Source organism: Oculatella sp. LEGE 06141, from assembly GCF_015207605.1.
GTDB lineage: Bacteria > Cyanobacteriota > Cyanobacteriia > Elainellales > Elainellaceae > Oculatella.
On the sequence record NZ_JADEWO010000025.1, the window covers coordinates 16906 to 29883 of the forward strand.

The following is a 12978-nucleotide window of genomic DNA, read 5'->3' on the forward strand; positions in this document are numbered from 1 at the left end:
ATTGACAGACACAATTTGCTTATTTTTAGCTGCACCAGTACAGTTAGCTTCCTCTAAGAGGTTGCTTTAAAAGTAGCAAATGTACTGCGTTTGCCCCCTAAATCCCCCAACCTTGGGGGACTTCCGAGCCAGTTCTATTTCAAAGTCCCCGTTCGGCTGAGCGCTCACGTCGAAGCCAGAATTGGAGAATTTAGGCGGCGGCTCGGGTGACATTCAGCACTTTTAAACATCCTCTAAGCGGTTGCTTTAGACGTATCAAGCACCGTATCAAAGGACTTGGAAACAGAATCGGCTCCAGCAGCGATCGTCTCAGGTGAGATCCTCTGCTTGAAAGCCGTTTGGTTAAGAGGGGTGGTAGATTGCTGTTGTGTAGAGTCTCATTGTGAATCCGGTGAGTACATGAGCCAAGAGCCACCTGCCAAACCCATTCAGCTTGTCCGTCGAGGCCCCGGAAGTATTGTTGTGGGCGCAACCTATCCGTTTCGAGCGTTTTGGTTTTTTGTGCGGCAGCCTAACGTTCGAATCTATGTGCTGATGCCGATTCTAATTAACGTTGTTTTAGGGATCACGCTGTATGCTGGACTGTTATTTTTAGGCTTTCGGGCGATCGACACTATCATGGCAAATCTGCCAACCTGGGCGGCTGATGCGTCTCACTGGTCAGTTCATCTACCGGATTGGCCTCTCAACTGGCCTCATTGGCAGATCAATATCCCACGCTGGTCAATTCCCTGGCCAAACCGCTGGACGATTAGCCTGCCGGATTGGTTCGGCAACTTGCCGAATTGGAGTCCTACGTTGCCAGGTTGGTTTGCTAATTTGCCTCGCTGGGGACTGCTGATTTTGATTGGCCTACTGCGGGTTGTGCTGACCTTTGTATTGCTGCTGGTTACGGGATTTATCTTGCTTCAGTTTGGCGTGCTGTTGGGGTCGCCCTGGTATGGCAAGCTCTCTGAAGAGATAGAGAAAACGCGCACCGGACAAGTTGCATTAATTGAAGTTGGCCTTGCTCAAGATGTTGGGCGAGCTGTTTTATACGAGCTAAAGAAATTAGCGGTTGGGCTGGGCTGTGGAATGCCACTGCTGCTGCTGGGCTTTTTTCCTGGTGTTGGTACACTGACGGCTAGCATTGGCGGTATTTTGCTGGCGGCAACATTGGTCTGTCTTGACTTTTTAGATTCCCCGCTTGAGCGTCGCCGTTTGCGGTTTCGCCAAAAGCTGGGGGTACTTTGGCGCAGTTTACCGGCTAGCGCTAGCTTTGGGCTGGTGTGCTTTGGGCTGGTTAGTATTCCGTTGATTAATTTGTTGGCTATTCCGTTATGTGTGACGGCAGGTACGCTGTTTGTCTGCGATCGCGTCCTGCCAGAACTGCCGTCCTCTAAGCCGTCTTGATCTACCTGGTTTGAAGCAGTCGGCTGTTTTATGATTTAACCAATGGTGGGTTGGGGAGGCGAACAGTTCCGTGCTGTACCTGCAAGGTCAGCGTCGGGATAGATGGACTCCCCATGTCTTATCAATCGATGTAACCAATTAATGAAACGGTGTTAGTTCTGTGGCAAAGCCAGTCCCCAATTCGTTGAAGGCACCTCCCTTTCCTGTGGGGTATACGGTTCGTGTTAGTCCCAGGGCAAAGCATGTTCGCCTCAAGTTTTCGGTGGATCATGGGTTGGAGGTCATTATTCCGCAGGGGTTCGATCGCAGCCAAATTCCTGATATTTTGCACCGTAAGCAAGCCTGGATTCAAACCACTAGCGCTCAGATTGAAGAACAACGTCAACTGGTTACGGCTGCAACGCTGACTCCGCTACCAGAGGCGATCGCTCTGCAAGCTGTTGATCAGACCTGGCTGGTTGAGTATCAGTTGACACGATCGCCCGGGATTGATGCGGTGGAACACTCTAACAATCGCCTCTTGATTCAGGGCAACACTGAGGATATTTCTGCTTGCAAACAGGTTCTACGGCGATGGGTCATTCATCGAGCGACTATTGCTCTAGTTCCCTGGTTACGCCAGGTTAGCCAGCAAATTGACCTGGAATTTGGTAAAGCCTCGGTTAGAAGTCAAAAGACGCTATGGGCAAGCTGTTCTCACCGCAAAAGTATTAGCCTCAACTGCAAGCTTTTGTTCTTGCCGCCGCCGCTAGTGCATTACGTCTTTGTGCATGAGCTATGTCACACGATTCACCTCAACCATTCGTCTCAGTTTTGGACGTTGGTAGGCCGCAAAGAACCGAATTATGAAGCGCTCGACCAGGCATTGCGTCAGGCATGGCGTTATGTTCCTCCGTGGCTGGATCATTCTTAATCTGGCTGCCCCTGGGGGGTTGAGATCCGCCAACGGGAAGGCATTTACCTGCACTGGTTATGACTCCCGGTATAAGAACGACGGTCAGGGCTTCACTATCATGGGTCACACCTGGAGCAGATTGGTGGCACAAACAATATGGATTCAAACCCGTCAACGACCGTAGCGACAGACGATAGCTTCACGGTTGATCATGGCACGGTTGATCATGGTGATGCTTTTGCGGAGAAGGCAGATGATTCGAACCAGCTGCGGGTCTCTGGCGAACCAGTACCGCTTCAGGTTGATCGGGAGCCGCAAACGGATGATTCGTCTTCGGTTGCAATCTCGATTCAAGCTCTTTCGGTGGCTGAACAGCGGGTGGCTTTACAAAACCTTCCTGCTGCGATCGCGGTAGAAGCCTTTAACAGTCTTGCTCCGGAGCAGCAGCAAACTCTGCTCAACGATTTTAAGCAGCAGCCTGTGGTTGCGATCTTAGCGCAACGGCCCCTGGATGAACGGTTAGCCCTGTTCGAGCTGGATGCTGCTGCAAAAGGGGGTGAGTCTGAAACAGACAACTATTTTGAAACCGGGTTGTTGGTTCGGGTTGGTAGACGCATCGTTTGGCTGATTGTGCTGCTACTAGCCAACACCGGAACAACAGCCGCCATTCGTTTGCAGGAGGATGTGTTGCAGCAGGCTGTTGTACTTGCTGCTTTTATTCCGCTGTTAATTGGTAGCGCTGGCAATGTGAGTACTCAGTCTGCCACGGTGATGATTCGAGAACTCAGCCGCAATGATGGCAACCATCGACAATTCTGGCAAAGGTTAGGCGAGCAAGCGATCGCTGGAGCCATAATTGGCCTGGTATTGGGTGCGGTTATTGCAGGTATTGCCCTGGTAATGAAGGGCAACCTGGATGTGGCGCTGGTGGTTGGGTTTAGCTTGTTTGCCACCGCTACTTTAGCCACTCTCTCTGGTTCTTTGTTGCCGTGGATGTTCAAACTGTTGGGATTTGACCCTGCTTTGATGTCGGCTCCTCTGAGTTCGGTGGTGGTTGATGTGATTGGAATTTTGATTTATCTCTATGTTGCGCGACTCGTACTCGTTTCATGAGGGGGTGGGATAGATGGAGAGCAGACTGAAGGCGATCGCGTCAGTGTCTGGATTTTGACGATAACGGCGCTAGGGAGAGTTGCCAGTCCATTGAAGATTGCAAGGCGGTAATATACCAGCCAGGTTGGGGGCGATCGTCGGTCTGCATCTGCCCCACGGTGATCGTATCAGTAGCAATTCCGGCGCTGCCCGTGGACGACATCAACTGATATCTAATCGCAAACTGTACGCTGTCTTCGGATGCAGCCGTTTGGTTGATGGTATAGGACTCTACCCAGGGGCTAGAACCTCCCGTAACCCAATAGCGATTGGCATATTGAGCTTCTAAGGATTGCCGCAGCGCTGGAGCCAAAATAGCAAACTGCAAGGCACCGTTACGCATCTTGATCCCCTCTGCCCATCGTTGAGCAGCTTCTTCGGGTGTTTGGGGAACCAGCGCTAATTCCAGTAGGAAAAGACGCTGATCTAGATGGCTCAAATCCATCTGTTCTATTGGCGTAGAAAAGTGCATTGCGTTTGCTACGGCTACTGCTATTGCCGCAATGCCGAGCAAAATTAACGTTCCAATCGTTCCCCACCGGATGTATCCCATGATTAGCCCCCTACTCTCTGCTAGAAACAGAGATTGAATTTGCAATACGAAGTTCCACTGCCTTTTTGTCTCAATGCGAGACCCATCATTACTTCTATGAGTCCAGTTCTTAGAAGATAAGACTCATGCTTAGTCTTGCCTAAGACTCGTCGTATTAGCTATAGACTCGTCGCAAGAAGACTGGACTCATCTTAAAACAATGATTGTTAGCTAGTTGTCTGCTATTACTTCTACCTTATTAAACTTAGTAGAATTGACTCCATAATGGCGTTAGGGCTAATACAGGTTCACAGAAAAGTTATCTAAGAAGAGTAAATGGGGTTGCGAGGTTCAACGTGTTGCGAATCAGGTGAGCCAATATCGCCGTGAGACTCAAGCTTATTGAGTTGAGTCTCATATATAGCGATTGGGACTCATTTAAGACAAGTTACTTATCGAGTTGAGACTCACTGTCTCGACAGTAGTCCAGATAAAATACATCTCGTCTCGATTTGATACAGATATTTCAGGATGTGCAGCAATGTGAAAAAAGTGTTGGGTTGAAAGCAGATCGAGTCTCAAGATGAACGCTGAGTCTCAAGTGAGATACTCTGTTTATCGCCTTGAGACTCACTGTCTTATAAGTAGTCTATTTGGGATACGGTGTGTCTCCTTCTGATACAGACGTTTCAAGCCGTGCAAAAAAGGTGCTGCTGAGTTGATCTGTTTCATAGCGTCGTTTGGCAAAACGACACTGAATAAACTGTACCTGCATTGTTCAAGCTGCTATTTGAGAGCGTTAAAAAACAGTCCAAATCTAGTCCACAAAATTGAGCTGTCAGTCGAAACCCTCTCGAGGAAAGAATTCAAGGATTTGATGTACTGCGAGTCCCGCAGTACATCAATGGTTCTATAAGCAAGGGTTGAGCCATGCCAACAAAGGCTTTGCTTGCAAGACTAAGTATCTATACTTAACAGCGGCAGGTTTACCCATGCGGGGGTTGGGTTGCTTGCTACAGCCTTTTGCTCTCAATTCAGTGTTGCTGAATTTCGGTAACGCCCTCCATTCAATCCATGCCTTGAATAAATTAGTCTCAAACAAGACTCAACTGCTTGCAGATGAGACTCATGTAATACAGCTTGGTCTAGCAATGAGACGAAGAAAGATGAGACAAGCAGCAGCCGAATTAGGGTTTAGACCTCTAGCTACATTGCCGAAAGATGTGGCTCTGCATCTCAAGCTTCAAAACAGGCTCGGTCAATCGGCTGTATGGATGGTTAGCCCGATGCTCTGAACCCCTGCTGGCTTCGACCTCCAAGATCACCAACTGAAAAAATTGCGATCGATCGCTGTTGGTTAAATCGTGGAGTCGGGTTTGTGTTTTGGGTTCATACTCAAACGCTGCTACACCCCGCGAAACGCCTGGATTGACACAGGACTTACAGCCATTTTCATTTGCATTCACCACACTCCAAACCCTACCTCCCATCTTGGCGAGACGGTGGCTGACTCAATTGAGATCTGCTGTAAGCCCTCACTCAGCAAACACCAGAGCAGGGTTGGCCTGGTTTATTTCCAACGGATAAACTATAACTACTCGTTGCTGAGTTCATAGTGAAGTTACTGCCGTGAGCAGTGCGATAGGCTAACAAATCGTTGTCCATGTAAGAGTGTTCTATTTGGCTGCAACAGTTGCTAACCGCCGCAGAACCTCCCCGTTTGGCAGAAAATATGAAAAGAGATGACATTTTAAATTTGGCCGCTAGTTATGGTCTCCAACTTAACGATGATCTAGTCTTTAATGAAATGGGGATTGATTTCAAAGTGGCGTTTGTCACTGATATCAACGGTAAAAAGTGGGTACTGCGAATACCTCGTCGTGACAATTTAGCCAGCCAAATTGAACAAGAGAAAAAGATATTAGCTCTAGCCAGAAAGTATTTATCTATTTCCGTTCCCGATTGGAAAATTGCAAGTCCAAAGCTGGTGGCATATCCCTTATTGGAGAATAAGCCTGTTATCACTTTTGACCCTGAAACATACGGGATTACATGGAATATCGATCAAAAAAATACCCGCATTGTTTCATCACTGGCTAAAGTTCTTGTCGAACTCCATCACATCCCGACCCAGGAAGCCGCCTCAATAGGTGTAAAATCACTAACACCTCAAATGGCTCGACAAGAAATTTTGCATAATATTGAGAGTGTAAAACGAGAAATCGGAATAAGTGCTGAACTGGAAACCCGATGGCGAAGATGGGTAGATACCGATAGTCTTTGGCCTACTTTTTCTACTTTCATTCACGGCGATTTATATGCAGGCCACATTCTTGCTGATAAGAATGGGGAAGTCAGCGGTATTATCGATTGGTCTGAAGGTCAAGTCGGTGACCCATCTATTGATCTTTCAGGGCACATCGCTGTTTTTGGAGAGCAAAGTTTGAGGGACTTAATAGATTGGTATAAAAAGTTTGGAGGAAGAGTATGGGAGAACATTTTTGCCCACTCTGTAGAGCGCTATTCAGCGACACCCTTGAATTATGCTATCTTCGCCATTAAAACAAATATGGACGAGCACATCACTGCCGCTAAGGGTCAACTTGGACTACTTTAAACGTCCCTACAGGTGTCGGGCTACAAATCAAACCTTTAACGCATCCTCTAAACTACACTGAGTGCGCCAGTCCGAGTTTGGGTTAATCCAAAAACGGGAATCTGGAACGGCTTGGGATCGCAAACAAAACATAAATCACGCCAGTTCCCAGCAGCGCAATCACTAAGCTAAATAAAACGACCCACCGACCAGCCGGTTGATATTGATGCGTATCAATGGCATCGCGAATTGAGAAATAGTGATAGGTCGAAAGCAGCACGGTGAGTAACCCAATGGAAGCAAATAGAAGACCTAATGCTAAACCATAGCCTGTACCGGGTGTATCAGGAGAGAGGATATACCGCAGCCGAGCAATTACTACACCAAACCCCATTAGCGCGATCGCCGTTCGCATCCAGGCTAAATAAGTGCGCTCGTTAGCCAGATGATCTCGAACCCGTGACGGAAAATTGGCTCGATCGGCACTGTTTGTCGCTTCAGGTGGAGTGAGGCGATCGCCGTACTGCTGATCGTTCCGCTTCAATTCAACTTCAGCATTCGTCTGCTGCGGTTGGGTCATGCTCCACTCTGTCCAATCGCGCGGGAAACCGCTATCTCTACCAGCAAAGGTGCCTCCAAGTCAGGCCGTTTCGAAGGGCAGAAAACCATAGAACAATAATTCGCATGTGTTGCGCTATGTATTTTACGGCAAGTCGATCGATTTACCGTATTTTCATAAGACGCATCATCTCATACCCATGAGCGATCGCGCAATACGCCTCGCCCTTTAATAGAATGACTTGTTGACCCTCAATCATAGGGCGATAATTGCGGGTGGGACTGCTGATATCAGAGGATCATGGTGCACGACTTTAAAGCTCTGGCTGCACACTACAAGAACGCGCTTCTGGATGATGTCATTCCCTTTTGGGAAAGGCACTCTATCGATTGGCAGCAAGGCGGGTACTTTACCTGTCTCGATCGAGAGGGCAGTGTTTATGACACAGATAAGTTTGTCTGGCTGCAAAATCGTCAGGTCTGGCTCTTTTCCATGCTGTATAACCAGCTAGAACAGCGCCAAGATTGGCTCAACATTGCGGCTAATGGCGCTAATTTTTTAGCTCAACATGGACGCGATGCCGACGGCAACTGGTATTTTGCGCTCACCCGTGAGGGCACTCCCCTGGTGCAACCCTACAACATCTTTTCTGATTGTTTTGCGGCTATGGCCTTTAGCCAATATGCCCTGGCATCGGGTGAAGAGTGGGCAAAGCAGGTGGCGTTACAGGCTTATCACAACGTTTTGCGCCGTAAAGATGATCCTAAAGGTCGCTACACCAAAACCTATCCGGGCACCCGTCCCCTGAAAGCGCTGGCAGTACCCATGATTTTGGCAAACCTGTCTCTAGAGATGGACTGGCTGTTGCCAAGCGATACCCTGGAAGCCATTCTGGAGGCAACGGTGCAGGAAGTCATGACCGATTTTTTAGCGGGTGATCGCCCCCATTCTGGCTTACCAGTTCCCGGCCTGATGTATGAAAACGTTGCCCTTGATGGCTCATATGTAGACTGTTTTGACGGACGGCTGCTAAACCCCGGTCATGGCATTGAGGCAATGTGGTTCATTATGGATATTGCCCATCGCCACAGTGACACCAAAACCATCAACCAGGCTGTTGACGTTGTCCTCAATATCCTGAACGTTGCCTGGGACAGCGACTATGGCGGCCTGTATTACTTTATGGATGCAAAAGGGTATCCGCCACAGCAATTGGAATGGGATCAAAAGCTATGGTGGGTTCATCTGGAGGCGTTGGTTGCCCTGGCGATGGGGTATCGCCTGACGGGGCGCGAAGCCTGTTGGACGTGGTACCAAACCCTGCACGATTATACCTGGTCGCATTTTGCCGACCCAGACTATGGAGAGTGGTTCGGCTACCTCAACCGTCGTGGTGAAGTCTTACTCAATCTCAAAGGTGGCAAATGGAAAGGGTGCTTTCATGTGCCGCGATCGCTTTACCTGGGTTGGCAGCAATTTGAAGCGCTCAGTTTGAATGCACCAGTCCAGCCCGATCGGGTACAGGAGGAGGATACTTAATGGATGAGCTTGGATTGACCCATGCCAACATTTGGCTGGACTGGGTCGCTGTTTTTAGCTACATCGGCTTTGCAGCCTTCATTGCCTGGTGTGTGATGGTAAAACAATAATGGGTAGAACGATAATGTCAGTTTCAATAACGGCCACCCCTGGCACCTACTTCTGCGGCTGAGCCATCAAAGACGTAATGGAATAAAGCAGCAGGGCAGTCCAGATGAAACTAAAGGTAACAGCATGAGTAGACGTAAACGGTTCATGGTAAAGCAGGACTCCCAAACTAAGCTGCAAACTGGGAGCCAGATATTGGAAAAAGCCAAGGGTCGATAGCCGCAATCGTTTAGCCGCATTGTTAAACCACAGCAACGGCAATGATGTTGTGATGCCAGCCCCAATGAACAGTAGAGTCGTGAGCCAGTTAGTACCAAAATGCCCGGTGTTGGCGATCGCCCAATATCCCACCAGCGCCAGAGCGACCGGAGTTACCAGCAACGTTTCTACCGCCAGACCAACCATCGGCGCAACCACCACCACCTTTCGCAGCAAACCATAGATAGCAAAAGAGAAAGCCAACCCCAGCGCAATCCACGGTACAGTTTGCAACTGCCAAACAAAGTACGCCACCCCAATGGTTGCCAGCACCACCGCACAGGATTGCCCCCGATTCAATCGCTCTTTAAGAAACACAAATCCCAGCAGAACACTGACCAATGGGTTAATGAAATAACCCAGGCTAGTTTCCACCACGCGATCGGCATTTACTGCATAGATATAAAGCCCCCAGTTAAAAGAAAGCAGGAGAGCCGTAGCCAGCAGCATAGCGACCCGACGCGGAGACTGCCAGAGGGCAGCAACCTCTGCTTGCCGTCGCTGTAGAGCCAGGATTGCGCTCAAAAATACCATTGACCAGATGATGCGATGATTCAACACCTCGATCGCAGGAACCTGCCCAAAGCATTTCCAGTACAGGGGTAGCAACCCCCAGGTGGTGTAAGCGACGATCGCATAGATGGCACCTGTGCGAGCCGATGAGGTAGATAACTCGGAAGAACGGTTCAAGGGAGATTAACAGATAACAGTGCAGTAATCCATCGTAGCGTGTGCAGAAACATCGCCAGCATGAGGCAACATGCCGCCTTCAAAGTTTGTGTCTCACTCGTCTCAACGTTTTTCTTACCTTCTTTAAGTGGCGGTTGAATTGGTTAGACCAGCGTTGGCGCGATCGCTTCACTGTTACCTTCAGAGAATTTGGAACGCCATACACAGAATTGAGTACTTTGAACCGTTGGAACTGGAGCAAAAACGGTAACCCTAACCGTTCAATTTGTTCGTCCAGTAGTTGATTAGCATAGTCATATAGTGACTGGTCTAGCCGATTGTGTTGCATAATGGCTGCTGTTGTTTCTGCCGAGACAGCACTTTGTTTGGGGCGATTACGAGTCTCATTTTCCCGATGATAAAACGGCACTATTCCCAGGTGGTAGTGTAGCAACACCACCACTTCATTAAACCGATCGGTTGTTCCTACAACAGTGAAGTGAGTTCTAAGATTTTGCTTGGCTTCCTCCAGTAACTCAGGCGTGCAAGCGCCAAACGGAATGCTATCTCCAGTAACCGTTAACATTCGCGTTTGCCCGTTATCAATTTCTGCAATACCGGAACGGGCATACTCGGCCAAACTCATTTGCTTGGCCTGTTCATGCAACGGGTGATGCCGCAGACCGCGCACAAAATAATAGTGAGAAATGACTCGTTCGACGGGTTTTCTCACCAACGTCAGATATTGAGCCTTGGGCTGTGCCAGATCCAAATGAATACCAAAGGAACAATGACCCGCAACGCATCGTAACTGTTGCCGTTTTTCCAGCGGCAGCGATCGCAAATCATGCAGGGTTTGTCCCGGTCGTTTCTGATTAATTAGAAATAGGGTATCTGCCGAATAATGACGACGAAAGAGTTGTTTAAGCGATTGTCCTCCGGTTTTGGGAATGTGTAAAAAGATAAGCGTCAAATTTGATGGCATAGGCTTGCAAACCGTCTGACTGTCTTAGTCTACTCGGCTAATTTAGTCTACTCAACCAATGGAGTAGGGGTTCAATTAGATTTAGCACGAAGTGCCGACATCAAGCGCAGTAGCCGATCGATGCCTCAGAGGATGTTTGAAAAGTGCTGAACGTCACTCGAACCGCCCCCTAAATCCCCCAAGATGGGGGACTTCCGAGCCGATTCTCGTTCAAAGTCCCCCAATTCTGGGGGATTTAGGGGGCGAATGCAGGACATTTGCTACTTTTCAAACATCTTCTCAGTGCCAGGTTATTCCATGAAACGGCAATATTGTGCAGATGAGTGCTGTTGGATGACTTTATGGCGAATCAAAATACAAACAACGGCAACAAAACCAGGAACAAAAAAGAGAGTTAATCGTAGTAGTTGAACAGAGGCGATCGAGTGTACTTGAGAGAACGGTTGAGACGCGCCGTTTATCACTCAAGCCGTCCTCTTTTCTGGTCAGTGGCAGACCTTAATCCCCCACGGTTGAGGGAGTTAGAGGACGAATGCAGCCCATTTGACGTTTAAAGCAACCTCTAAACATTAGAGAATTCTCACCCTTCATTCATCGCTGCTTCATTAACAGCAAAGAAACTACAAGATAGCCTTAAACCGCCTTTAAACAGAAAATAATGAAACGTTAAATATCCGCACGGCAGATGAATCTTATCCAGTGCAAATCTTTCCATTATGGATTGAAACAATACAACGTTCCAATGATGAATACTACATCTAATGGAATGAATTAAATGAAACAACCTGTTTTGGAGTGACGGGTAGCCAGACCAGGATTTAGAAAATGAGAGGCTCGAAAAAGAGCCTGGAACCGATCAGTGTGTCATCTCGATGGTGATCAACCTGTCAAGAGTAAAGAAATAGTGGGAAAAGTGCTGATGAAAAAATTACTGCCGCGATCGCCCCAGACGCTACCCCACAGTCCAAAGGTGGTTTCTGTAGCCTTCGGCACGCCAACCAACCCTATTGTTATGGATTTACCTCAGAAAGACGGTTCTACCTATGCCGCCCCTCCAGAAGTGGTGAGTCCTACTACAAGTACCCCACGTAAGTGGCGCATTGCCCTTTACTCCCACGATACGATGGGGCTGGGACACAAGCGCCGTAACTTGCTCATCGCGCAAGCCTTGGGCTATTCTACACTGCCAGCCGATATCTTGATGATTAGCGGCATGAATGATGCCAGTAATGGTTCAATGCCGCCTGGAGTCGATTATTTAACCCTCCCTGCACTCTACAAAGGGATAGATGGGCAATATCAACCTCGACGGTGGGATATCTCATTAAAGGAAATCATTGCACTGCGATCGCAAGTCATTCGCGCCACCATTGCCACCTTCAAACCAGATGTGCTGATTGTCGATAACGTACCGCGAGGTGCCGTTAGAGAGTTAGATCCAACGTTGGAGTATCTGCGTGAACACGGAACAACCCGCTGCATTTTGGGTTTACGAGACATATTAGACGACCCTGCGATCGTCCGTCGCGATTGGGAGCGTGCCGCCAATGACGAGGCCATTCGCAAATACTACGATGCGGTCTGGATATATGGCGACCCATCTGTTTATGACATTACACGGGAATGCCGCTTTGCCCCCGATGTTGCGGCTAAGTTTCATCACATCGGCTATCTTGACCAGCGATTTCGCCTCAAGTTTGCCGACGAGAGTGCCACGATCGCCAATATAGCTCTTCCTCCGGGGCGGCTGGCGGTGTGTATGGTGGGGGGCGGCCAGGATGGAGCGCGATTGGCAGAAGCCTTTGCCCGGTCTGAACGTCCGCCAGATACCAACGGTGTCATTCTAACTGGCCCGCTGATGCCAGCCAAACTGCGTCAACGGCTGCAAGGCTATGCCGCGCAGTCTTCCCGGCTCACGGTATTGGACTATCTGGCGGAACCCACCCTTCTACTGGAACAGGCAGATTGGGTCGTCTCAATGGGCGGTTACAACACCATTTGTGAAATCCTGTCGTTTGAAAAGCGGGCGTTGATTGTACCGCGCATTAAACCCAGACGAGAACAACTCATTCGGGCTGAACGGCTGCAACAACTGGGAATAGTCGATGTGCTTCACCCCGATCGCCTCAGCCCGATCGCCATCAGCGATTGGTTTGCTCAATCATGGGCTTCTCCTCTGATACGCGATCGCCTTGACCTGAACGGGTTAAACCGCTTGCCCCAGCTTTTAGAAGCGACGCTAACCACTGACCATTACTCAACCCAACATGCTTCATAGAGTAACCCAGGAGTT

At 48.9% G+C, this 12978-nt stretch carries 12 protein-coding genes; 6 read left to right on the forward strand and 6 right to left on the reverse strand.

All coding sequences use genetic code 11. From position 1 onward, the window contains the following. Window positions 1-399 precede the first annotated feature (399 nt). From IQ268_RS17130 to IQ268_RS17140, 3 genes are all read left to right on the forward strand, one after another. On the forward strand, window positions 400-1392 hold the full coding sequence (locus tag IQ268_RS17130; RefSeq protein ID WP_193881528.1) for an EI24 domain-containing protein: 993 nt from the start codon (window positions 400-402) through the stop codon (window positions 1390-1392). A 160-nt stretch (window positions 1393-1552) separates the two neighbouring features. Then, entirely contained in the window at window positions 1553-2305 is a 753-nt protein-coding gene (locus IQ268_RS17135) for a SprT family zinc-dependent metalloprotease (RefSeq protein ID WP_339383364.1), read from the forward strand. Window positions 2306-2443: 138 nt separating this feature from the next. Then, window positions 2444-3400 carry a magnesium transporter gene (locus IQ268_RS17140; RefSeq protein ID WP_193881530.1) on the forward strand — a complete coding sequence of 319 codons (957 nt, stop codon included), beginning with the start codon at window positions 2444-2446 and terminating at the stop codon, window positions 3398-3400. Window positions 3401-3440: 40 nt separating this feature from the next. Here the strand turns inward: IQ268_RS17140 and IQ268_RS17145 are convergent, their stop codons facing one another. The 3 genes from IQ268_RS17145 to IQ268_RS17150 form a co-directional block, all read right to left on the reverse strand. Beyond that, window positions 3441-3992, reverse strand: a complete 552-nt coding sequence (locus tag IQ268_RS17145; protein ID WP_193881532.1) for a hypothetical protein — start codon at window positions 3990-3992, stop codon at window positions 3441-3443. Between the two features lie 628 nt (window positions 3993-4620). After that, window positions 4621-4746: a hypothetical protein gene (locus IQ268_RS32965; RefSeq protein WP_255527215.1), complete on the reverse strand. Its 126-nt coding sequence runs from the start codon at window positions 4744-4746 to the stop codon at window positions 4621-4623. A gap of 427 nt (window positions 4747-5173) precedes the next feature. Beyond that, entirely contained in the window at window positions 5174-5440 is a 267-nt protein-coding gene (locus IQ268_RS17150; RefSeq protein ID WP_193881534.1) for a hypothetical protein, read from the reverse strand. Window positions 5441-5703: 263 nt separating this feature from the next. On the opposite strand from IQ268_RS17150, the gene IQ268_RS17155 reads away from it, so the two are divergent. Continuing rightward, window positions 5704-6588 carry a macrolide 2'-phosphotransferase gene (locus IQ268_RS17155; RefSeq protein WP_193881536.1) on the forward strand — a complete coding sequence of 295 codons (885 nt, stop codon included), beginning with the start codon at window positions 5704-5706 and terminating at the stop codon, window positions 6586-6588. A gap of 82 nt (window positions 6589-6670) precedes the next feature. On the opposite strand, the gene IQ268_RS17160 is transcribed toward IQ268_RS17155, so the two are convergent. Then, window positions 6671-7147: a YidH family protein gene (locus IQ268_RS17160; protein WP_193881538.1), complete on the reverse strand. Its 477-nt coding sequence runs from the start codon at window positions 7145-7147 to the stop codon at window positions 6671-6673. Window positions 7148-7426: 279 nt separating this feature from the next. On the opposite strand from IQ268_RS17160, the gene IQ268_RS17165 reads away from it, so the two are divergent. Further along, window positions 7427-8665 carry an AGE family epimerase/isomerase gene (locus tag IQ268_RS17165; RefSeq protein WP_193881540.1) on the forward strand — a complete coding sequence of 413 codons (1239 nt, stop codon included), beginning with the start codon at window positions 7427-7429 and terminating at the stop codon, window positions 8663-8665. A gap of 156 nt (window positions 8666-8821) precedes the next feature. On the opposite strand, the gene rarD is transcribed toward IQ268_RS17165, so the two are convergent. Further along, window positions 8822-9721 carry an EamA family transporter RarD gene (gene rarD, locus IQ268_RS17170; RefSeq protein ID WP_193881542.1) on the reverse strand — a complete coding sequence of 300 codons (900 nt, stop codon included), beginning with the start codon at window positions 9719-9721 and terminating at the stop codon, window positions 8822-8824. A 79-nt stretch (window positions 9722-9800) separates the two neighbouring features. Continuing rightward, entirely contained in the window at window positions 9801-10685 is an 885-nt protein-coding gene (locus IQ268_RS17175; protein WP_193881545.1) for a sulfotransferase family 2 domain-containing protein, read from the reverse strand. Between the two features lie 919 nt (window positions 10686-11604). Between IQ268_RS17175 and IQ268_RS17180 the strand changes: the two genes are divergently transcribed. Continuing rightward, a complete protein-coding gene (locus IQ268_RS17180; protein ID WP_228035460.1) occupies window positions 11605-12963 on the forward strand; it encodes a glycosyltransferase family protein in 1359 nt (452 codons plus the stop codon). Window positions 12964-12978 lie beyond the last annotated feature (15 nt).

Excerpts from the sequence above, each read along its gene's own strand:
- IQ268_RS17155 (WP_193881536.1), top strand. The coding sequence starts at position 5,704 with ATGAAAAGAGATGACATTTTAAATTTGGCCGCTAGTTATGGTCTCCAA.
- IQ268_RS17160 (WP_193881538.1), bottom strand. The coding sequence starts at position 7,147 with ATGACCCAACCGCAGCAGACGAATGCTGAAGTTGAATTGAAGCGGAAC.
- IQ268_RS17130 (WP_193881528.1), top strand. The coding sequence starts at position 400 with ATGAGCCAAGAGCCACCTGCCAAACCCATTCAGCTTGTCCGTCGAGGC.
- IQ268_RS17175 (WP_193881545.1), bottom strand. The coding sequence starts at position 10,685 with ATGCCATCAAATTTGACGCTTATCTTTTTACACATTCCCAAAACCGGA.
- IQ268_RS32965 (WP_255527215.1), bottom strand. The coding sequence starts at position 4,746 with ATGCAGGTACAGTTTATTCAGTGTCGTTTTGCCAAACGACGCTATGAA.
- IQ268_RS17140 (WP_193881530.1), top strand. The coding sequence starts at position 2,444 with ATGGATTCAAACCCGTCAACGACCGTAGCGACAGACGATAGCTTCACG.
- IQ268_RS17145 (WP_193881532.1), bottom strand. The coding sequence starts at position 3,992 with ATGGGATACATCCGGTGGGGAACGATTGGAACGTTAATTTTGCTCGGC.
- IQ268_RS17180 (WP_228035460.1), top strand. The coding sequence starts at position 11,605 with ATGAAAAAATTACTGCCGCGATCGCCCCAGACGCTACCCCACAGTCCA.
- IQ268_RS17165 (WP_193881540.1), top strand. The coding sequence starts at position 7,427 with ATGGTGCACGACTTTAAAGCTCTGGCTGCACACTACAAGAACGCGCTT.